The organism is Nocardia sp. NPDC004168, assembly GCF_040610355.1.
In the GTDB taxonomy this organism is placed as follows: Bacteria; Actinomycetota; Actinomycetes; order Mycobacteriales; family Mycobacteriaceae; genus Nocardia; species Nocardia sichangensis.
Genome location: NZ_JBEXME010000004.1, coordinates 367640 through 388103 on the forward strand (window position 1 = coordinate 367640; position 20464 = coordinate 388103).

Sequence of the window (20464 nt, forward strand, 5' to 3'; positions counted from 1 at the left end):
TTTCAGCTCAATGCCAGGACGCGATCCCACGGACGCGCGGGAGCCTCGGCCGCAGTGCCGAGCATCCCGTCCGGAATCACCGACAACAGCGCGCACGCCACCCCCGCGGAGCCCTCGAGGATCCCGGCGACATCCAACAACTTGAACTCCGTAGGCCCCGGCGCCGACCGCGGATACCGCATCGGATGCCGGAAGCCGAATGGCGCGTCGGCATCCGCCATGGCCAAAATGGTGGAGGCGAGACGGGTTTTCGCGCCGAGCAGCACGTCGTCCCGCTCTGCCGTGCCGATTCGATGGACGATCTGCAGCAAGCCCGCGTAACCGTGGCATACCGTCGGCCCCGCGAGGGTCCAGCGCGATTCGTCCCTGGCGAGGGCATCGTGTAGAGCACGGACAGCGTGCAGGCGCCACTCGGCGATGTCGAGGGTTTCGCCCGCATGGTGTACCGCCGCCGCGACTCCCGGCGCGCCGTAGCACCAGGCGGTCCGCGTGAACAGGCTGCGCGGCGGTGCGGCGGCGACTTCGTCATCGAATCCGACTCGGCAGGGCCAGTACGTGCCCTGGTCGTCGGTGCGTATCCACCGGATCAACCACGTGACCATTCGCACCAGAGCCTCTCGCAGTCCCGGCACCTCGTGGCCACGGCGCAGGGCCAGCGACATGATCATGACCGGCCCTGGAATTCCATGCGCGAGACCTAGATTGAAGTCACCACGCGGGTAGTTGCGGCGGTCCTGCTCGACTGCTTGCCGTGCTGCGGGGACCCACCAGCCAGGTACTTCATGGCCATCGACGGTGATCGGCCGGCTGATGGTCACCAGGTAACCGAGCGTCTCCCTCAGGGCGTGCTCGACCTGCGTGTCGTTCTCGACGGGATCCTCGACCGAATCGAGCAGCAGCCGTGCCGTGCCGGACAAGCCGTTGACGATGTCGTAGCACTCCCAGGAGATGCCGGGTCCCGGCGCGGCTCGGCACTGCCGCAGCCGGGTCAGTTGATCAGCGGCGAGCCACGCGGCGAGCCTGCGCCGCAGACCGGGATAGTGGTCGCGGCAGGTCTGGGTGGCCGCCAGCAAGGAAGCCGGTCCCGCGTACAGGCCCCGGCTCGGTTGATCGGGCAGCACGGCCCCCGCCGCTTGCACATGCCGATGAGTGACGCTGAACCAATCGGGAATTCTCGCGGCCAACTCCGCGTAGAACAGCGCCGTACCCGGCAGGCCGTTGGACAAGGTCGTCGGGCCCCACATGCCGGCGCCGTAAATGGGATCGCGGTTGTCCGGATGGCCGGCTATGCCGGCGACGGCGGCGGGGTCGCGGAGACGGGCGGCAACGAGCGACACTATTTCGGCGGCCCGCTCGGCCACCGAGCCGACCTGCCGCTGATCGACGTTGCTCATCGCGCGTAGTTCCTCCTGTTGAAGTTGTCCTGCACCGCTCCGCGGGCGATGGCGACGGCTGCCCGCTCCCGATCGCTGTCCCCACCGAAGAGCCGATTGCAGGTCATGTGCATCAGGCTGCCGATGAGCCGGTGGGGCCGTGTCCTGCTGCCCGCTGACGCGAGGCGCAGTTCGCCGACGGCCGCGTCTCGTGGCCGGAGTGCTTCGAGCGCCGCCGCCCCGTGCGGGTCGGCGCGCAGCGTGCTCCACCCGCCGTAAGGGTCGACGATCCCGCGCCAGCGCTGCGCATCCACCCGGTATGTGCCGGGCAGGGTCTTGCGTGAGCCCGTCAGCGACAGCCAGGCCATCGCCGCGTCGTCGCTCCGGGCGCCGTGACCTGCCGGGTCCGCCTCTGGCAACCCGAAAGCGTCAGCGATCGCAGCGACGGAAACCGCCGCGAATGCGTCGAGCGAATGGGTGCACGTAGGCTCCTCGACCAGATCCAGGAAGCGGATCGCGGCCTCGCTGTCGGCTTCGAACACCCGCTCGGCTGCGGCCATCGCCGCCGCACCGCCGTATCGTTCGGTTTCGGCGTCGTACTGGTCGAGGCGATGAGCTCGGATCAGACCGCCGCGGTGCAAGTCGTCGAGTCGCCGGCCGAGCGGGCGTACGACGGCGCCCCAGATCTCGTCCGGCACGCCGTGGAAGCGAACCCGTAGATGCGGCCCGTCGGGGTCGGTGTACCGGATGAAGAACCAGCGGTCGCAACCATGCCCGCGTGCCTGCTCGACCAGTTCCGGCAAGTGAACGCGGAGGAAGTCGCTCTGGCGCGACGCCGGCAGGTACAACGCGAGAGACAGCCAGTCGCTTCCGAGTCCGGCCGGTCGGCGGTCCGGTTCCAGGTACCCGCCGTGCGGCGATCGGGCCGGTCGTGCATCGCGGCGCGACAGTGGGACGACCACCTCCATCGCGTGTCCGTGGATTCCGTCGGTGAAGTCGTCGTCGCCGGGCACCTCGTGGGCGACGATGGCCGGGTCCTTGCGCAGCTCGTCCCACAGCAGTTCCAGATGCGCCGGATCGGTCAGGTCGAACAGCAGCCGTTGATCCATCTGTACGGCCAGGATTCGATCCGGCACCCGCCATTCGCGGCGCCACTGATCGACCGCGGCGGCGAATTCCGATTCGGGCACATCGATCAGCGCGTCCATACGCCATACCGCGGGCGCGAGGACGAGGCGGCGGTGCCGGACGCGCGGCACGAACGGCAGCTCCGACAAGCCGGCCCAGGTCCACGGCTCCCACAACCGTTGGCCTTCGAGCCCGATCTCCCAGAGCAGCCGGGAGACGTTGGGCGCTTGCGTCATCGGGCTGATCATGGTGTTGAGCACTGGAACGATCTCGCGGCCGGTAGGCAAATGTATCGCGCATATTCGCTCCGTCGTCGCGCCGATGGCCACGTCGGCGAGCGGGATTTCGTCGATACCGGGAGCATCGGGCAGACCGACGCTGATCCGGACACCGCTGTGCGCCGTGGAATGCGCGAGGTTCGCGGCCTTGCCGGACCGGGGCATGAAGGACAGATCGACCCGGGCCGCATTCGTGACATGGACCGGAATCGCGCCGGACTCCGCCGCGACGTCCGCGCGGAGGTCCGGCGGCAGCAGGTCCGCGAACCGGGCCAGGGTCGCTCCGGCGTGGTGCGAGCCTGGACTCGGGGCTACCACGACACGGAAGTCACCGGCGGACAACGCGTCCAGCGATCGTGCGATGACGTGGAAGGTGATCTCGCACGAGTTCGGTACGTCGGCGGCTGGCTCGTCGCCGGGAATCAGCTCGTCGAGCAGCTCGTCGGACAGCTCGATCTCACGGGCGCCATCACGCAGGGCGGTGCCGATCAGGCGGTGCAACAACCGAATCCGGGACGCGTCACGGTCGATCGCCCGCTCCGCCTCCTCTTCACTGTTCGGCCAGCTGTATCCGGCGGGCGCACCCAGGCCCCGGGCGGGATCGAGGAGTTCACGGATGCCGATGATCCGATCGGTACCGTAGCGCTCCAGGAACTTTTCGTGATAGTCCCGCAGCGCTGCGAGCCCGAGCTTGGGTGTCGACATCCGCCACATCAGCGCCGCCGCCCGCTCGACTTCGGTGCGTACGTCGTCGGGGAGCTGAACCTCGACATCCAAGGCGGTGTCGATGTGCAGTGGCGTCTCGTGGGCGTGGAATTCGCGCGCCAAGTCGGCTGTCTCGATCAGCCGTGCGGTACCGGGACCCAGTGGTAGCCGGTCGCTCGACCGCCGGTGCTCGTCGATGTCGCGCAGTGCGCGCAACGCGTTCGCGATCGGCGCCGCAGGCTGGTCGATCTCGGCGAGAACCTCGATCACATGGCACAGCGGATCGCCGCCGTCCAGCGGCGGCCGCAGATCGGTAAGCAGGAATTCCTGCTCCACCAGCGTTCGGATCAATTCGGCGACACGTGTCGGCGGGGCGCCGAACCGCGTCGCGGTCGTCGCGGTGAGCTCACCTACCGCGACGGTGCGCGCGGCCGCGTTGAGCACCACCTCCACCACGGGCGAGTCGCGTATCGAGACGACCGATCGGGTCGCTCCGTCCAGTGGCGCACCCAGCGGGGAGGGACAATCGAGCACGACCCGCTCGCCGCGGCGGGTCAGCGCGGGGTGGGCACGAACACTCAAGCGGGGCAACAACTCCGGAAGGTCCTGCAAGTCGTGCACGACACCGAGGAGCCACTGCATGTCGAGGTGCGTCCTGGTGCGGTGGGCGGTGCCGCGATCGAGCTTTGCCGACGAGCCGAAGCGCCCGCCCGCCACACCGGAGAAAACCCCGAACGGAGTCGGTCGCGTGCGTGTTCTGATGTCGTAGCGCAGCACCGCCAGGGCGGCGCGACGCAACTGGCTCGCCTTGATCTCCGCGTGCTCTCCACGGTGGACGCGATCGAGCAGGCGGCCGAGACTCGGCGTCGCCAGCATGATCGCGGCGCGCAGCTCGTGGTCCGCCACCGCGGCTCGCACGATGTCGAGGTGGCTGCCTGTCGTCGGCAAACCGCTGCCCCCGACGCGCAGCGGAGCCCGGAGCAGGAAGACGTCCCATGCGCGGAAGATCGAATCCGACACCAGCCCAATTCCTTCGAAGTGTTCGACGATGTGGGGTGTCCGGGCCGAGCGGCGGTGCTCGACCCGGACCTCCGGATCAACAGCAGTGGCTGCAGCCGCTGCCGCCACCCGAGCTGGTGCAGCCGGGGGTGCAGTACGACCAGCTGGTGACCGCCGCGTTGCCCTGGATGTTGCCGACACCCACACGGATGTCGAGATCGAACAGGTCGACGGTTTCCACTGTCTCCACCGGTTCCACGGACGCCGTACTCACGGTGTTCTCCCTTCTGAGGCGAGTGCCCGGCCGATCGAACGACTCGGCCGAGGGAGGCCCAGCGATCCCACCGGGCCCTGCGGCCGGTGCTGTCCCCCCGGGTATCGAGAAAAGCAGCGCCCCTGCGGCGGTACAACGTCGCGATCGGTATCTGGCAGCCGCGCCGTGGGCTGCCAACATGCGCCGGGCACCGCCGCGCGGATGTCGCCCCCGCCGCGGTTGAACCATTCGGAACCCGACCGCTACACAAGTGGGTGTGGACTCGGACGAAGCGCTGCTGGCCGCGGTGGCAAGGGGGGACCAGGCATGTTTGCGCGTGCTCTACGAGCGGCACGCGCCGACGATGCTGCGGTTGGTTCGCAGGATGACGACGCAGAGCGGGGTCGCCGAGGAGATCCTGCAGGAGACTTGGCTCGCCGTCTGGCGCTCGGCGGACAGCTTCCGCGGCGAGTCGTCGGCGCGCGGCTGGCTGTTCGGCGTCGCGAAGCGTCAGGCCCACAACTACTTGCGCAAGTCCGTGCTGGTGACGGTCGACCTGGACGAGACCGCGGAACTGTCCGACCGGACCGGCACCGTCGAAGACATCGTCCTGGCCAATGCCGCCAGGGGCGATCTCGTCGCGGGAATCCGCGAACTGCCCGAGCATCTGCGTGAGGTGTTGCTGCTCGTCCTGGTCGACGACCTGTCCTATCCGGACGTCGCCGCGATCCTCGGTATCCCGGTCGGCACGGTGAAGAGCCGGATGTCCCATGCCCGTAAGCGGTTGGCGCTGGCGTTGGCCGGCACCACCGCCGACCTGTCCACCCGATATGGAGGTGAGAAGTGACTTCCCCGATCTCATGGGGGCCGCATCTTTCGGATGACCAGTTGGTCGGTGGACGCGACGATGCCGCCGCCGCGCACCTGAGCGCCTGTCCTGATTGTCAGGCCCGCGCCGAGGGCTGGCAGAACGTGGCAGTCGCCGCGCGGCAGGTCTCCGCCGCATCGGCCGGTGTGTTCCGCACCCCTTCCTTCGATGCGCTGCTCGGCGATGCCCTCGGCATGCCGTGGTCCACGCCGAGGCGAGCGCGGGCCCTCGGATGGCCCGGGGCGCTGTCGGTGGCCGCGGCGCTGGTGCGCGCACAGCTGCGCCTATTGCCGCGCGCGCTGCTCGTGCTGAGCGTGCTCGGCTTCGTGGGGTGCGTCGTCGGGGCCGTGCTGACGAAGCGAAGCGAGTCCGCGCCGACCGTGTTCGGCCTTGCGGTAACCCTGGTGTTCCAGGCCGGAACCCTGACCGCGTGCCGATCGCGATCGGATCCGCGGCTGGAGTTGTTCAGCACTCTGCCCATCCCGCCCGCCGTGGTGTTCGCGTGCAGGCTGGTGCTGGTTCTGCTCGCCGACACCGCGCTCGCGCTGTTCACCTCCGTGCTGGCGAACCGCCTGGGCGCGGCGTCGGACGTCTCGGCCATGATCGCGGGCTGGCTCGGTCCGGCGATGTTCGCCTCGGCGGTCGGTGTCGTCTGCGCGGTCTGGAGTTCCGCGCAGATCGGGGCCGTGGCCGGGGCAGTCGTATGGCTGCTCGGCGCCGCCGCGTCCTCGGATGCCGGTCCGGCGCGACGAATCGGCGCGCTGATCGAGCCACTGTGGTCCACCTCGACGGCATCGCTCGTGCTCGCGGCGCTGCTGCTGGTTGTCGCCGCGGTCGGGATGAGCAGGCCGCGATACGACGCGGTGGTCGGATGAACCCATTCGCGCCGACCCGCTACCACCACGATGTGAATCCGATCTGGCTGTACGAAGCTCGCCGCTGCGGGGGAGGTGTGCTGGCCCTTCCGCTGCTGGTGGCCGCGTTGATCGCCCTCGCGTCGGCCGTGTTCGGCGCCGACGAAGTGTTGTGGAGCGCCGCGTTCGAAGCCATCCCGCTGGTGGCGGGACTGGCTTGTGCGACAGCCGTAGGGCGAGAGCGGTCGATCGAGGTGCAGCTGAGTGTGCCGACGCCGTACCCGGTGACCGTCGGGCGGCGGGTCGCACTCGTCCTCGGTACGACGGCCTGCGCCGTGGTGCTGAGCGGCCTGTCCGCGATGATCACCGATGGGCCCGCCGTCCTGGCGGGCAATCTGGTCTTCGCGCTCGCGCTGATCAGCATCGCGACTTGGGTCGGCGCCGGTTTCGGTTCCACCAGTGGAGCCTCCGCCGTCGTCACGACGGTGTGGTTGGTCAAACTATTGCTGCTGAGCGAGGTCGCGCGGCACACTCAGGCGGTGCTACTGCTCGCCCTCGCGGCGTCGTGCGTCCGGCCGACCCTCCTGCGCGTCACCGACAGCGAGGCACAGTTGCGCGGAGCACACCGATGAGCGCCTTCCTGGGGCTGGGCGCGACCATCCGCTACGAGGCGACGCTCGCACTCCGGCAGCGGGTGTTGTGGTTGTCGCTGCTCCCGCTCACCGCGTTGATCATGGTACTCGGCGGCTTTCCGCACGGCCGGAACCGAAGCGGGGAGATGGCCGCGATCGGTGACACCGCTCTGCTGATCAATTTCCTCGGTTCCCTCGGCATCGCCATCGCGCTGGCCGACCGCTTGGCCGGGCAGCGCAGACCCGGTCTGCGTGAATTGTTCGGGTCCACCCCAGCAGGCGGTGGGATCAGGTCTCTCGGTGTCCTTCTCGGGCCATGGCTGGTCGCGTCGATTCCCAGCGCGCTCGTCTTGTCGGCCATGGGCGCGTGGCTGACTATCACCACCGGCGAGCCGGAGCTGTCGGTTGCGGCGGCAGTCGGACTGCTGACGATCGTGGCGCCGGGATCGCTGCTGCTCACCGTCCTGGCCAACGTCGCGAGCCTGCTGCTGCCCAGCACCGTCGTCCGCGTGCTGCTCTTACCGTTCTGGTACTGGGCTACGGTGCTGACGCCACTGATCCCTCTCCCGACGGTGGCCAGGACAGTGCTGTCCCCGCTCGGCGACTACCAAGCGGCGCAATGGCTGGACGTCACGCTGGCCCGTCAGGACGGCGGCTGGCTGCATCCGGCGCCCGGTTTCCTCCATGGAGTCGCCGCGCTCGGAATCACCCTCGCGACCACGGCACTCGCCTTTCTCGTCGGCCATCTGCTGCTGGCCGAGAACCGTTGAGCTGGAATGGAGTTCGGATGACCATCACCCTGCGCAACGTCACCAAGGTCTATCGAGGCGGCACGGTCGCCTTGCACGAGATAGACCTGACCGTCCTCGAGGGCATGACCGGACTGCTCGGCACCAACGGAGCAGGCAAGACCACCCTGATCCGGATCCTGACCGGAACCATTCGGCCGACCTCGGGGACGGTATCGGTCTGCGGCCACGACCTGTCCACCACCGCGGGACGCACCGCCGCGAAGCGGCTGCTCGGTTATCTGCCGCAAGAGCTCACGCTCTACGCGGACTTGACCGGACGAGAGTTCCTCGACTACGTCGCTCTGCTCAAAGGCATCGACGACAAACGGAACCGGTGGTCCCAGATCGACAGCTTGCTGGAGCGGGTCGGATTGGATTCGGCCGGTGCGCAACGGATCGGCCGGTATTCCGGTGGCATGAAACGCCGACTCGGTATCGCGCAGACACTGCTCGGGGACCCGAAGCTGATCATCGTGGACGAACCGACGGCCGGACTCGACCCCGAGGAGCGGATTCGCTTTCGCGCTCTGCTCGGCCGGCTCGGCGGCGATCGGATCGTCGTCCTCTCCACCCACATCCTCGACGACGTGGCGCACAGTTGCCCGATGGCGGCCGTGCTGACCGAAGGCCGGATGGCCTATCACGGCACGACGCCCGGATTGGTTGCCCTGGCCGAGGGCCGGACGCATTTGGTGCGCGCCTCCCACGAGCCGCGCGGCGACTTCACCGTGGTGAACGTCACCAGCACCGCCGAGGGACCGGAGTACCGGATCGTCGGACCGACGCCGCCGCCCGGCTCGCGTCCGGTTGCTCCGACCTTGGACGACGGCTATATCGCTCTGCTGCGAACCGCCAGGGCGGGGACGCCGTGATCACGCCGTCGCGCCGCCGGTGAGTGTCCTCAGGTAAGCGTGCTGACGTGGGAACCGGGCACGCAGCACACCACCGATCGCTTGTGCGTGCTGGTCGGTGGCGCACCACAGCGGAAGCAGGATGGCGTATCGGCCGCCCACGGCCGTGCTAGCCAGCTCCTCCAGCAGACAGTGTTTCCCCTGTTGAATGAAGAACTCGCGTAGCTTGTCGTCGACCTCGTCGCGGATTATGCCCTCTGCCGTGCGGTAGCGGCTGGAATCAGCAAGAGCCGCATACCAATCGCGGAGTTCGGTGAGATGAATCGCGCGGGCGGCACTGCGGTGTTCGTCCGTTCCGATGGCCTGCAGAACCGCTTCGGCCTCGGCCTGGCTGTCCACCCACTGCAGTACGACCGCCTGCGGCGGGCGAAGTCCGTTGCGCCTCGTGTGCGGGCCGACCGTGAGGAGCGCGGTGCGCTCGGCGGCGACCGCGAAGTCGAAGCCGTGCCGGGCCGAGCGAAACCACAGATCCCAGTCCTCGTATCCGGCGTGTTCGGTCGTCCAGTAACCGACCTCCGCCAGCAGCTTTCGCACGTGACCGACGCGCGTCGGCTCGAACATGGCATTGGTGGTTTGCAATTCGGGATGCCAGATCAGATCGGTGAAGCCACTGCGATCCAGCTCCGCGTCGGACTCGTCGACCCGCATGCAGCCGGTGGCGGCGAGTGCGGCGCCGCCGTCGAGCAGCCCGAGCAGTGTCGCGAGGTGGGTCGGTGACCACCGATCATCGTGGTCCAGGTACGCGACATACGGCGCCGTCGCTGCCGCGACCCCCGCATTGCGCGGCCCTCCGGGGTGCCCGTAGGGGCCGACGCGCAGCAGTTGTATCCGCGGGTCGCGATAGGCGCGGACGACGTCGTCGGTGTCGTCGGTGGAGCCGTCCGAGACGACGAGCAGCGTCCAGTCGGCGACGGTCTGCGCCAGTACGCTGTCTATCGTTGCCCGGATCGCCGTGGAACGGTTGAACGTCGCGCACACGATATCGATCCGGGACGGCCGGTGAACGGACAATAACTCTCCTGGGTCGGGTGGGGCCTGTTCTCGACCTTATTCGCCGCGGCTGCCATCGCCGCTCATGAACCGAAAGATGGCAGTGCGCAACGTTATGGATAGAAGAATTCCACTGTGCTCGGAGGAGGGGACGATGATTCGGCGTCTAGTGATCGGTGTGGTTTCCTGCGGTGTATTGGCCGTCGCGGCGTGTGGTGGCGGTTCGGGGGCCAAGGACCCGGATCATCCGAATCCGGTTCCGGTGCCCGAGCCGACATCCAACAGCCAAGCGGTGGCCAGTGAGAACCTCGGCTACCTGTGGCCGTTCACGATCGCGCACGGCACCATCGAATGCCGCGCGGGCGAGGTTGCGGTGTTCGTCGCTCCGGACGGAAAGGCGTACGCGCTCAACGAAAGAGCAGAACAAGCCGGGCTGGCCAGTATCGAACCCCTTCGCGCGAACGGTGCCGGGGGCGACAAGATCAGTCTCGGCGCCCTGCGCAGCCGCGCGCTGGCGCTTTGCAAGTTCGCGGGCTAGGAAGCCGGGTGGCTCAGCGGCTGTTCGGGTTGTACGGGTAATCCTGCACCCAGTGGAACCGGCGGCTCAGCAATGGAAATGTGCCTGTGTCGAGATGCCGAAGCCCGATCTCCACGCGGTGACCCTCGAGCGTGCCGGACAATCGCGCGCTGTCCGCTGTCGGGATTTCGAGCGTCAGCGTCGAGATGACGTTCGGCGAGTCGTACCGGCTCAGATCCAACCGATGGTTGGCCACGTCGACGGTTGCTCGGTAGACGGTGATGGAGTCGTCCATACGCTGCACCTTGAACTCGCCGGGGTATTCGAAGAACACGCGGCGCCAGCGTCGGTCATCGGTGACGAGCGGCGGCACCTCACGGCCGTCCGATACCAGCCGATCCACCTGCCATATTCCGTACATCGGAGGCCTCGGTCGCCCTTCGCCATGTTCGCTCCACGCGGCCATACAGTCCTGCGCAATGGGGATCGCGATCCACAGCCCCAGCAGTATCTGTCCGAGCAATGCCATGCGGTTCAACCGGCGGGTCTCGAACAGTGCAGGCAGGGTCGACAGCCCGACCGGTCGATGGGACAAGAGCACGTTCAGCAGCCTGCCGAGGTCTGGCGCCAGCAGGAAGACACTCATCGACAACAGATGTAACGACATCGACTTGACCGGTACGTCGTAGGTCAGATTCAGCACGAAGACCTGGGTCAAGCCGATGGTGCCGAGCAGCGCGCCGAGGGTCGTCGTACGCGGCAGCACGAGCAGCATGCCGCCGATGGCTTCGAAACTGCCGATCATGATCTCGTAGGCAGGTGCGGCGCCGACCGACGACCAGAGCAACCCCATCGGCGTCAGCTCGCCGAACGGCGTCACCAGCGTGGTCAACGGTGGTGACGGCATCTGCGTCAACAACACTTTCGCTGTGCCGTACAGCATCAGCTGCCCCGCAAGCGTGAACCGCAGAAACAGCCGGAACCAGACGAGCAGCGCCGGGTAGGCAGCTCGGTGGCGATCCAGAACGGACCAGACGAGGGTGGCCGCGGCAGCGATGACCAACAGACAGCACAGCAGCACCCAGTCGTAGGTCCGGTCGCTACTCGCGGTCGCTTCGTGCAGCAGCGGTTCGTGCACGCCGAAGACATGCGCGGCGGCCCAGTCCACGAGGGGAGCGGGCAGCAGTCCTGCGCTCAGTCCCGCGGACGGTCTGCTCACGAACCCGAGCAAGGGGCTGATCACCTGGGTGCACAAGCAGTAGAGAGCGAAATAGCCGAAACAGAAGCGGAATGCGATGCGCGTCAGTGGGTGCCACGCGCGCACCGCCGGGGCATCGTCTTGTTCCTGACGCGGCTGCGCAGCGATGATCACCGTCATTCGATCTCGATCCTGCGCTCGCCGGTGCCGACGAGCGCGGTCAGCGCCCGCGGGGCGGGCGAGTCAGTCCGGTGCGATGGACGCCGTGCGCCAGTCGTCGAGTTCCGCCAGGAAGTCGATGAGAACGAGCTGATTGCTCGCGGTGAGTGCGGCGCCGTCGAGGACTTTCTGGAAGATGTGGCGGTACAGCTCGACCGTCGCCCGGTCGTAGTCATAGCGGAACGTCGCCCGGTCGTCGATGCCGTGCATCGGCTCGTCGATGCCGTTGTCGGCCGCGAACCGGGCCAACCGGGCCACCTGCCCTTCGGTCAGGCCGTCCGGGAAGAGGATCTGCCACCGTTGCGCTGCGGGCTCGGCCATGATGGTGCTCCAATCGTGTCAGTCGAAGTCGAAGAAACTGTCGTCCGCGTCATAGATTTCCTCGCGCGGATACGCCAGGTCTCGCAACCAGTCGTCGAACCGTTGGATGAGCCCGCGGATCGGTGCCAAGTCCTGGTCGGCCGTCGGCTCGTTGTTCACCACCTTGCGCAAGACCTGGCGGCAAGCATCCACTTCGGTGCTGTCGAGGACGCACGAAAACCAGAACCGCGGGTCTCGCCCCGTCCGGAGGAAAGCCGCCGAGTCCGCGGGGGCCATGCCCTCTGCGACCGCGTAATCCGCGATACGCTCGACGTTCTCCTTCGTGATCCCCGGTTCGAAGCGTATTTGCCACGTTCCGGCGGCGGCCGGAGCAGCTGGGATCCGGTCGTTCGGACGATCCAAGTCAGTCACCAATCCGGTTGAGGTTTTCGTCGTACGTCCCCATCCGGGTGTCCTTCGAGGCGAGCCTTTCCGGGGAACTCGCCATCTTCCACCGCCCCCCGTTGTGGCCGTCGACGTCCTGCGAAATGTACAAATTCTTCTTCGCGTGCTTGAAGATCAAACACCCGTGACTTCTGCCCACCTTGGCCTCAGCGTAACCGAGATCCCGGGCGGCGGCGCGGTCCTCGCTGTCGGTGAACCGCTTGGCCGCGAATTCGAATCCGGACGGCGCTGCCGGGGCATCGCCTTGGAAGATGACCGCCGTGGCGGGTGACGTCGTGTCCTCGAGCGGTGCGGCGACCGCTTGGGCGCTCGCGACGGCGATGAGTGACCACGTCGCGAACAAGGCTGCGGTCGCGGAGGTACGAAAGGTCGTCATTGCTTCTCCGATCGTCTATGCGATGTAGAGGTTTTCCGCCCACAGTGGTGCCGCGAGCGCCACACACATGCGGGCTGTCATCGGCAGTTGCCGGCTCGGAAGACCGCTACATCACCGTGACGATGTAGGCGTCCTCGTTGATCGCCACGGAGACTCCGCCCCAGGTCACCAGCCAGGTGCGGTGCTCGGGCTGCCATTGCCCCTCGTAGTGGCTGTAGATGGCGGACTCGACCTGATCCTCGTTGATCCGGCGCTCGGCCATTCGCTGGCGTGCGTGATCGGTGTATCCCGCGATGTAGTGGGGGCGGCGCCCCGCCACCGCGTCGAAGTCGATCTCGGTCACCGTCGCGGGCCGCTCGCTCAGGACGACGGCGGAACTCGCGCCCGGAACGACGGCGGAAGCCGCCGCCGCGAACGGTATGCCGGACAGCAGAATGGCGAAGCCGGCCAACGGTGCCGCGGCCGCGCGGATGATGGATCGCATAGTTCCCCTCCTGAATGACTTCGGGCGCGCTACCGCCCGGTGGCCGGGTGGCGTCCGAACCGGGCTGCCCACCCACAGCGGATCCCATAGTGCCCCCGCTGGGCTCGGGAAACGTCGGCCCATGCGGTTTATGGCACCCGCATGGCAGCCGAGCCGGTCAGGATGTGGCAGCCGCCGCAGATGTGGCAGCCGGGGAGGGGTGTGGCGTTCAGCCGAACTCGATGCCTTGGGCGAGGGGGAGTTCGGTGGAGTAGTTCACGGTATTGGTGGCTCGGCGCATGTACGACTTCCAGGAGTCCGAGCCGGATTCGCGGCCGCCGCCGGTCTGCTTCTCGCCGCCGAAGGCGCCGCCGATCTCGGCGCCCGAGGTACCGATGTTGACATTGGCGATCCCGCAGTCAGATCCGTCGGCGGCGAGGAAGCGTTCGGCCTCGCGCTGGTCTGTGGTGAAGACGGCGGACGAAAGGCCCTGCGGCACTTCGTTGTGCAGGGCGATCGCGCGATCGAAGTCGTCATAGGTGAGCACGTAGAGGATCGGCGCGAAGGTCTCCTCCCGCACCACCGCGGTCTGGGCGGGCATGCGCACGATGGCGGGCCGCACGTAGTAGGCGTCGTCACCGAACCCATCGACTCGCTCGCCGCCGCAGACCAGTTCGCCACCGTCGGTCACGGCCTTGTCGAGCGCCGCGCGCATTCCGGTGTATGCCTTGCCGTCGATCAGCGGCCCGACCAGCACCCCGTCGTCGAACGGATCGCCGACGGACAGTTGCCGGTAGGCCCGTTCGAGTCGGTCCAGCAGCGGGCCGGCCACGCTTCGGTGCACGATCAGCCTGCGCAGTGTCGTGCAGCGCTGCCCGGCCGTGCCCGCCGCCGCGAACACGATGGCTCGCGCCGCGAGGTCGAGGTCCGCGGACGCGGTGACGATCGCGCCGTTGTTGCCGCCCAGTTCCAGCAGGCAGCGCCCGAGCCGCTCGGCCACCCGTGGCGCCACCAGCCGACCCATCCGCACCGAGCCGGTCGCGCTCACCAGCGCTACCCGCTCGTCGTCGACCAAGCGGGAGCCGACGGCGCTCGCACCCTGGATCAACTGATGGATCTCGGGGTCCGCGTCCACTTCGCGGGCCGCTCGCCGCAGCAGCGCGTGACAGGCCAGCGCCGTCAGCGGCGTCGTCTCCGACGGCTTCCACACCACGGTGTCGCCGCAGACCAGCGCGATCGCCGTATTCCATGCCCAGACCGCGACCGGGAAGTTGAACGCCGAGATCACCCCGACCACGCCGAGCGGATGCCAGGTCTCCATCAACCGGTGGCCAGGACGCTCCGAGGGCATGGTGTGGCCGTACAGCTGCCGGGACAGGCCGACGGCGAATTCGCAGACGTCGATCATCTCCTGCACCTCACCCGCGGCCTCGGCGGGGATCTTGCCCGCCTCGAGCGTGACGAGCTCGGCCAGGTCGCTCTTGTGCGCGGTGAGCAGCCGACCGAGGCTGCGCACAACCCCGGCCCGGACGGGCGCCGGAACACCGCGCCAGGCGCGGAAGGCGGTAGCGGCCCGGCCGATCGCGGCGTCGACCTCGTCGAGCGAGCTGGATCGCACGGTAGTCAGCTGCCCTCCGGTGATCGGAGTGCGTGCGGGCAGATCGCCGGGTTCCGGTGGCGGCGCGCCCAATTGGCGCAGCACCGCTTCCGCGCGGGCGGCGAGTCGCTGGGTGGCCTGGTCGTCGAGTACATCGGTCATCTGTTGTTCCGCCATACCTTTCGGCCGCGTCGCGGCGTGTCTGTCCCACATAGCGGGAGGGTGGAGGTCAGGTTCCGGACACGAGGCGGGCTGCCTGAGTTAGCCTTCGCTGATGGCGGATACACCGGCAAGACCCGTACTCGATGACATCGATCGCCTGCTGATTCGTGAACTGATGGCCGATGGACGGGCCACTCTGTCGAACCTGGCCGAAAAGGCGAGTCTGTCGGTGTCCGCGGTGCAGTCACGGGTCCGCCGATTAGAGGCGCGCGGTGTGATCCGCGGGTACACCGCGCACGTCGATCCGGAAGCCCTCGGCCAGCTGCTGTCGGCATTCGTCGCGATCACTCCTCTCGACCCGTCGCAACCCGATGACGCGCCGGCGGTGTTGCAGCACATCCCCGGCATCGAGGCCTGCCATTCGGTGGCCGGTGAGGAGAGCTACATCCTGCTGGTGCGCGTGGCGTCCCCGCGGCACCTCGAGCAGTTGCTCCAAGAGATCAGAGCCACCGCCAATGTGCGCACCAGGAGCACCATCATCCTTCAGACATTCTATGACAAGTGACGATTTGGTGTAATTAATCCGCCATGTTGTAGAGGTTCCGTAAATTTTTACGTACCCTCAGGGCGTGACCATCGAACTGGAACGCACCCGCCCGGCGGTCACCCCCGCCGCCCGGGTGCACGAGATCTTGTCGGCGAGCATCCTGGCCGACGGCTTCGACTTCGTCCTCGACCTCACCCGTTCCCGTGGCTGCCGCCTCGTCGACGAACGCGACGGCAGCCCCTACCTGGACATGTTCGGCTTCTTCGCGTCCAACGCGCTGGGCATGAACCACCCCGCTCTGGCCGAGGACGCCCAGTTCCGGGCCGAGCTGCTCACCGCGGCGGTGAACAAGCCGAGCAACTCCGATGTGTACACCGTCGAGATGGCCCGCTTCGTCGAGACGTTCGTACGGGTGCTCGGCGATCCGCGGCTACCGCATCTGTTCTTCATCGATGGCGGCGGACTCGCGGTGGAGAATGCCCTCAAGATCGCGTTCGACTGGAAGAGCAGGCACAACGAAGCACACGGCCGCCCAGCGGAACTCGGCGCCAAAGTGCTGCACCTGACCGGCGCGTTCCACGGCCGCACCGGTTACACCATGTCGCTCACCAATACCGATCCGGTGAAGACCGCGCGCTTCCCTAAATTCGACTGGCCGCGCGTCAAGTCGCCTTATCTCACCGACGCGTTCGACGTCGAGGAGGCGGAGGCCTCCGCGCTGACCCAGGTGCGGCGGGCATTCGAGGAAAGCCCGCACGACATAGCGTGTTTCATCGCCGAGCCGATCCAGGGCGAGGGCGGCGACCGGCATCTGCGTCCACAGTTCCTGCAGGCCGTGCAACGGTTGTGTCACGAGAACGACGCGCTGTTCGTGCTGGACGAGGTGCAGACCGGCGTAGGCATGACGGGAACGGCCTGGGCCTATCAGCAACTCGGCTTGGCGCCGGACGTCGTGGCGTTCGGTAAGCGGACCCAGGTGTGCGGCGTCATGGCGGGCGGGCGGGTGGACGAGGTGCCCGACAACGTCTTCGCGGTCAGCTCCCGGCTCAACTCGACCTGGGGCGGCAACCTGGCCGACATGGTGCGCAGCAGGCGCACCCTGGAGGTGCTGGAGCAGGACGCGCTGATCGAACGCTCCCGGCCGTTGGGGGCGCACCTGCTCGAACGGCTCGGCGCGCTCGGCGCCCGGCACGCCGATGTCAGCGAGCCGCGCGGGCGCGGCCTGATGTGCGCGATCACCCTGTCGTCCTCCCGGCTGCGCGACGAGGTACTCACCGCGCTGCGTGAGCGCGAGCACGTGCTGATCCTCGGCACCGGCGAGCGGGGCATCCGGTTCCGTCCTCCGCTGACGGTCACCGGCGCCGAACTGGACGAGGCCGTCGACGCGCTGGATCGGGTGCTGACCAGCCTCGAATAACGCACGGAGGTTCGATCCGGACATTCCGGTGCACTCCGGCGCGGGTGCGCCGGAATTCCGGATTCGGCTCCTAGGCTTCGCACCCATGTCATCTCGTCTTCACCACGCTCCGACAAGGTGCAGCAGGTGAACCGACAGCGGATGTTTCGGCGTTGCGCGCCCCACCTCGTCGTCTCCATGCTGCTGCTGTCGGCTCCGGCCGGCTGCGCGGCCGGTGACCCCGGCACGGTGGGCGACGAGCAGAGCCGGACCGCCCAGATCACCGTCGCGACCCCGGCCGCCGCGGCGGCCCCCACTACAGGCGTGCTCCCACCGCACATGACCGATCCGCTGCCGGGGATGCCGCCGCCGCTCTCAGCCACCGACGTGTACGTGGCCGACCGAGAGCTCAGCCCCACCGTGGCCGACCACCGCCCGCTCGTCTACGTGCCCAACAGCAAGTCGAATACGGTCTCGGTGATCGATCCCGAGACCTTTCGAGTGATCGACACCTATGCGGCGGGCGGCTCGGAACCACAACACGTCGTCCCGTCGTACGACCTGCAGACGCTCTACGTCACCAACGATCTGCCGATCGGCGCGGGCAGCCTGTTGCCGATCGACCCGAGGACGGGCAAGCCGGGCGAACCGTTTCCTGTGCGCGATCCCTACAACATGTACTACACGCCGGACGGCCGGTACGCGCTCGTGGTCGCGGAGGCGGACAAGTCGCTGGATTTCTACGATCCGCGAACCTGGCAGAAGACGCATGCCATGGCGGTGCCCGACTGCGCTGGAGTCGACCACATGGACTTCACGGCCGACGGCCGTTTCGCCCTGGTCTCGTGCGAATTCAGCGGCCGCATGCTGGTTTTCGACGTGGCCGAGCGCAAAGTCGTCAAGCTGGTCGATCTGCCCGGCGGTCGCTCGGGCATGCCGCAGGACGTGAAGCTGTCCCCGGACGGCCACACTTTCTTCGTCGCCGACATGACCGCCGACGGCATCTACCTGTTCGACGCGCACACTTTCGAGAACACCGGATTCGTGCCGACCGGCAAGGGCGCCCACGGCCTCTACATCACCCGCGATTCCGCGCAGATGCTCATCACCAACCGGCACGAAGGCAGCGTCTCGGTGTGGGACTTCGCGGCGAACGGGCTCGTGCGCAAGTGGTTCGTGCCCGGCGGCGGCAGTCCCGATATGGGCAACATCTCCGCGGACGGTCGCGTCTTCTGGGCGTCCGGCCGACACCACGACGAGGTGTACGCCATCGACATCGTCAACTGGAATCTGCTGGCTCGCATCCCGGTAGGGAAAGGGCCACATGGACTCACGATCTGGCCGCAGCCGGGCCGCTACTCCACGGGCCACACCGGCGTCATGCGCTGACCTCGGCCCGGCCTGCGCAGCGGTCAGGACCTGACCGGACGCAACCCCAGACCGCCTTCGACGAAGCGCTGAACGGACGTCAGCCCGGCGTCCAAAGCGGCCTCGTAGCCGGGGCGCGCCCATCCGCTCACCTTCGCGGTGCCGTCGGCCTCGGGCGTCACCCCGATTTCGGCGACCAGCTCGGCTGTGGTCGGTTCGCAGACCGCCCAGGAGAAGTGCGTCTCCTCCGCCCAGCCCGCACCGCGCCGGGCCACGTAGTCCGGTTCGGTGATGCCGCCCGCGGCCAGGGCGGGGCGGTCGTCGATGCGGTCGTCGGCGCGCAGGGCGCGCAGATACCAGGCGCCCGCGTTGATTTCGATCGGCTCCATCAGCGTTCGGCCGTTCCGCCGCGCGAGTCGTCGGCGGGCACTCCGCCGAATTCCGCGACGCCGAACGGCCTCGCTGCGACATGATCGGATGGCCGCCACGTCGCTTTTGCGCGTTTCGCGGTAACGAACCGGATTTCGGGTAGCTCGATCATGAGGAAGAGGCTAGCGGGAGGTTCTATCGATATGGGCGAGCTATGGTTCGGCCATTACCGCCTCGATCGGTTGCTGGGCAGCGGCGGCATGGGCGAGGTCTGGCTTGCGCACGACACCACGACCGACCGTGTGGTCGCGTTGAAGCTGCTGCCCACCGCGTACGCGGCGGACCCGAAATTCCGGCAGCGGTTCACCAGGGAGGCTCGGCTAGCCACCCAGGTGCGCGGGCCGCACCTGGTGCCGATCCATTCGTTCGGCGAGCTCGACGGCCGCCTGTACATCGATATGGAGTTCATCGAGGGCTGCGACGTGGCCGCGCTGCTGCGGCGTTCGGGGCGACTGGACCCAGAGCGGGCGATCGAGATCGTCGCGCAGACGGCCGCCGCGCTCGACATCGCGCACCGTGCCGGCCTGGTGCACCGCGACGTGAAGCCGTCGAACATCATGGTGACGCCCGGCGGCACGGTCTATCTGATCGACTTCGGCACCGCGCACCGCAGCGACCAGCCCGCGCTCACCGCCACCGGCAACGTGGTGGGCACGCTGGCCTACATGGCGCCGGAGCGGTTCGACCGGGCTGCGGGCCCACGTTCGGATCAGTACTCGCTGGCCTGTGTGCTGTTCGAGTGCCTGACCGGGTACCGGCCGTTCGACGACGGCGAGCCGCCACGCCTGTTGCGCGCCCACCTCATGCAAGCCCCGCCGTCGGCATCGGCGCTGAATCCGGCCCTCCCGCCCGCACTGGACGCGGTGATCGCGCGCGGCATGGCGAAGGACCCGGACCAGCGCTGGTCCAGTGCGGGGGAACTGGCTTCGGCCGCGCACGTGGCGCTGACCGGCCGGGACGCGAACACGGTCGAACTCGCCTCCGCGGTGCCGACCGTCGTACTGCCGCCGCTCCGTGCGGTGGCCACCTCCGGCGTCTCGCCCCGGACCGGTGTCTCGCCCACGACCGGTGTCTCGTCCGGTGCGCGTACGTCCCTCGGACCGCGCCTGGCGCTGGCGTCGTTCGGGGCGCTCGCCGCGGCGGTCGCCGGGGCGTTGTGGCTGGGACGGCCGGACGTGGCCGACGCGGGACCGGCGACAACGCCGCTGCCGTCGTCGAACCAGGACCACGGGACACCGTCGAACCCGCCGTCGCAAGCCCCGGCCGCCCCTGCGCCGATCTCGGCGCCCATCGTGGTCCTGCCCGGCGCGGGCCAGCCGTGCGATCCGGCGGTCGACGTGCACAGCGTCGTTGTGGACGGCCTGGTGCTCACCTGTACTCCGTCGGCGGGCCGCCCCAGCTGGCTTCCCGCGTCGCCCGCCTCCGGCGGTGTCGCCGTGCGGAACGCCGACGACTCGAACGGACCCGGGCAACAGGATTCCGGCGACAAGCACGACCGGGGCAAGCCGGATCACGCGAACCAGGGACATGGCAGGGACAAGCCCAAACCGGGCAAGTAGGGGGCCGTTGCCGGACTGTCGTCGAGCCCACAGTGGTGTGTGACGCGGGGCGGGGTTACGCTCCGAAGAAGGCCATTCTTACGGCA

The 20464-nt window shown here is 68.1% G+C and carries 21 protein-coding genes; 10 read left to right on the forward strand and 11 right to left on the reverse strand.

Annotated features, from left to right (window positions below; genetic code table 11):
* Positions 1-2: 2 nt before the first annotated feature.
* From ABZW96_RS11080 to ABZW96_RS11090, 3 genes are all read right to left on the reverse strand, one after another.
* Positions 3-1394 carry a lanthionine synthetase C family protein gene (locus ABZW96_RS11080; RefSeq protein WP_355073492.1) on the reverse strand — a complete coding sequence of 464 codons (1392 nt, stop codon included), beginning with the start codon at positions 1392-1394 and terminating at the stop codon, positions 3-5.
* The gene (locus ABZW96_RS11085; RefSeq protein WP_355073494.1) at positions 1391-4504 is read right to left on the reverse strand and encodes a lantibiotic dehydratase; all 3114 of its coding nucleotides are present in this window, start codon (positions 4502-4504) and stop codon (positions 1391-1393) included. Before ABZW96_RS11085 ends, ABZW96_RS11080 begins: the two co-directional genes overlap by 4 nt.
* Positions 4505-4580: 76 nt before the next feature.
* Positions 4581-4757 carry a gallidermin/nisin family lantibiotic gene (locus ABZW96_RS11090; RefSeq protein ID WP_281875328.1) on the reverse strand — a complete coding sequence of 59 codons (177 nt, stop codon included), beginning with the start codon at positions 4755-4757 and terminating at the stop codon, positions 4581-4583.
* A 256-nt stretch (positions 4758-5013) separates the two neighbouring features.
* On the opposite strand from ABZW96_RS11090, the gene ABZW96_RS11095 reads away from it, so the two are divergent.
* The 5 genes from ABZW96_RS11095 to ABZW96_RS11115 are packed head-to-tail and all read left to right on the forward strand — an operon-like array spanning position 5014 to position 8753.
* On the forward strand, positions 5014-5583 hold the full coding sequence (locus tag ABZW96_RS11095; protein WP_355073496.1) for an RNA polymerase sigma factor: 570 nt from the start codon (positions 5014-5016) through the stop codon (positions 5581-5583).
* Positions 5580-6479: a hypothetical protein gene (locus ABZW96_RS11100; RefSeq protein ID WP_355073498.1), complete on the forward strand. Its 900-nt coding sequence runs from the start codon at positions 5580-5582 to the stop codon at positions 6477-6479. The genes ABZW96_RS11095 and ABZW96_RS11100 overlap by 4 nt, the downstream gene beginning before the upstream one ends.
* The gene (locus ABZW96_RS11105) at positions 6476-7090 is read left to right on the forward strand and encodes a hypothetical protein (RefSeq protein WP_355073500.1); all 615 of its coding nucleotides are present in this window, start codon (positions 6476-6478) and stop codon (positions 7088-7090) included. Before ABZW96_RS11100 ends, ABZW96_RS11105 begins: the two co-directional genes overlap by 4 nt.
* Positions 7087-7860 (forward strand): hypothetical protein, encoded by a 774-nt coding sequence (locus ABZW96_RS11110; protein ID WP_355073502.1) that lies wholly within the window; start codon positions 7087-7089, stop codon positions 7858-7860. The genes ABZW96_RS11105 and ABZW96_RS11110 overlap by 4 nt, the downstream gene beginning before the upstream one ends.
* A 17-nt stretch (positions 7861-7877) precedes the next feature.
* Positions 7878-8753 (forward strand): ATP-binding cassette domain-containing protein, encoded by an 876-nt coding sequence (locus tag ABZW96_RS11115; protein ID WP_355073504.1) that lies wholly within the window; start codon positions 7878-7880, stop codon positions 8751-8753.
* On the opposite strand, the gene ABZW96_RS11120 is transcribed toward ABZW96_RS11115, so the two are convergent.
* The gene (locus ABZW96_RS11120; RefSeq protein ID WP_355073506.1) at positions 8754-9803 is read right to left on the reverse strand and encodes a glycosyltransferase family A protein; all 1050 of its coding nucleotides are present in this window, start codon (positions 9801-9803) and stop codon (positions 8754-8756) included. It abuts the gene before it with no gap.
* A gap of 133 nt (positions 9804-9936) precedes the next feature.
* Here ABZW96_RS11120 and ABZW96_RS11125 point away from each other — a divergent pair, with 133 nt between their 5' ends.
* Positions 9937-10320 (forward strand): DUF2511 domain-containing protein, encoded by a 384-nt coding sequence (locus ABZW96_RS11125; protein WP_355073508.1) that lies wholly within the window; start codon positions 9937-9939, stop codon positions 10318-10320.
* 13 nt (positions 10321-10333) lie between these two features.
* Here the strand turns inward: ABZW96_RS11125 and ABZW96_RS11130 are convergent, their stop codons facing one another.
* The 6 genes from ABZW96_RS11130 to ABZW96_RS11155 form a co-directional block, all read right to left on the reverse strand.
* The gene (locus ABZW96_RS11130) at positions 10334-11677 is read right to left on the reverse strand and encodes a DoxX family protein (protein WP_355073510.1); all 1344 of its coding nucleotides are present in this window, start codon (positions 11675-11677) and stop codon (positions 10334-10336) included.
* Between the two features lie 63 nt (positions 11678-11740).
* Entirely contained in the window at positions 11741-12037 is a 297-nt protein-coding gene (locus ABZW96_RS11135; protein ID WP_355073512.1) for a hypothetical protein, read from the reverse strand.
* Positions 12038-12055: 18 nt separating this feature from the next.
* Positions 12056-12439: a hypothetical protein gene (locus tag ABZW96_RS11140; protein WP_355073514.1), complete on the reverse strand. Its 384-nt coding sequence runs from the start codon at positions 12437-12439 to the stop codon at positions 12056-12058.
* Between the two features lies 1 nt (position 12440).
* Positions 12441-12857 carry a toxin C-terminal domain-containing protein gene (locus tag ABZW96_RS11145; protein ID WP_355073516.1) on the reverse strand — a complete coding sequence of 139 codons (417 nt, stop codon included), beginning with the start codon at positions 12855-12857 and terminating at the stop codon, positions 12441-12443.
* A 106-nt stretch (positions 12858-12963) separates the two neighbouring features.
* Positions 12964-13341, reverse strand: coding sequence for a DUF4258 domain-containing protein (locus ABZW96_RS11150; RefSeq protein WP_355073518.1), 378 nt, complete (start codon positions 13339-13341; stop codon positions 12964-12966).
* 208 nt (positions 13342-13549) lie between these two features.
* On the reverse strand, positions 13550-15079 hold the full coding sequence (locus ABZW96_RS11155; RefSeq protein WP_355073520.1) for an aldehyde dehydrogenase family protein: 1530 nt from the start codon (positions 15077-15079) through the stop codon (positions 13550-13552).
* A gap of 112 nt (positions 15080-15191) precedes the next feature.
* On the opposite strand from ABZW96_RS11155, the gene ABZW96_RS11160 reads away from it, so the two are divergent.
* The 3 genes from ABZW96_RS11160 to ABZW96_RS11170 all read left to right on the forward strand — a co-directional run bounded on the left by ABZW96_RS11160 (position 15192) and on the right by ABZW96_RS11170 (position 18411).
* Positions 15192-15644, forward strand: coding sequence for an Lrp/AsnC family transcriptional regulator (locus ABZW96_RS11160; protein WP_355073522.1), 453 nt, complete (start codon positions 15192-15194; stop codon positions 15642-15644).
* A gap of 64 nt (positions 15645-15708) precedes the next feature.
* Complete coding sequence (gene lat / locus ABZW96_RS11165) at positions 15709-17043, forward strand: L-lysine 6-transaminase (RefSeq protein ID WP_355073524.1); 1335 nt, start codon at positions 15709-15711, stop codon at positions 17041-17043.
* 126 nt (positions 17044-17169) lie between these two features.
* A complete protein-coding gene (locus ABZW96_RS11170; RefSeq protein ID WP_355073526.1) occupies positions 17170-18411 on the forward strand; it encodes a YncE family protein in 1242 nt (413 codons plus the stop codon).
* A gap of 23 nt (positions 18412-18434) precedes the next feature.
* Here ABZW96_RS11170 and ABZW96_RS11175 read toward each other — a convergent pair whose 3' ends face one another.
* Positions 18435-18779 (reverse strand): hypothetical protein, encoded by a 345-nt coding sequence (locus ABZW96_RS11175; RefSeq protein ID WP_355073528.1) that lies wholly within the window; start codon positions 18777-18779, stop codon positions 18435-18437.
* Positions 18780-18962: 183 nt separating this feature from the next.
* On the opposite strand from ABZW96_RS11175, the gene ABZW96_RS11180 reads away from it, so the two are divergent.
* Positions 18963-20378, forward strand: a complete 1416-nt coding sequence (locus ABZW96_RS11180) for a serine/threonine-protein kinase (RefSeq protein WP_355073530.1) — start codon at positions 18963-18965, stop codon at positions 20376-20378.
* Positions 20379-20464 lie beyond the last annotated feature (86 nt).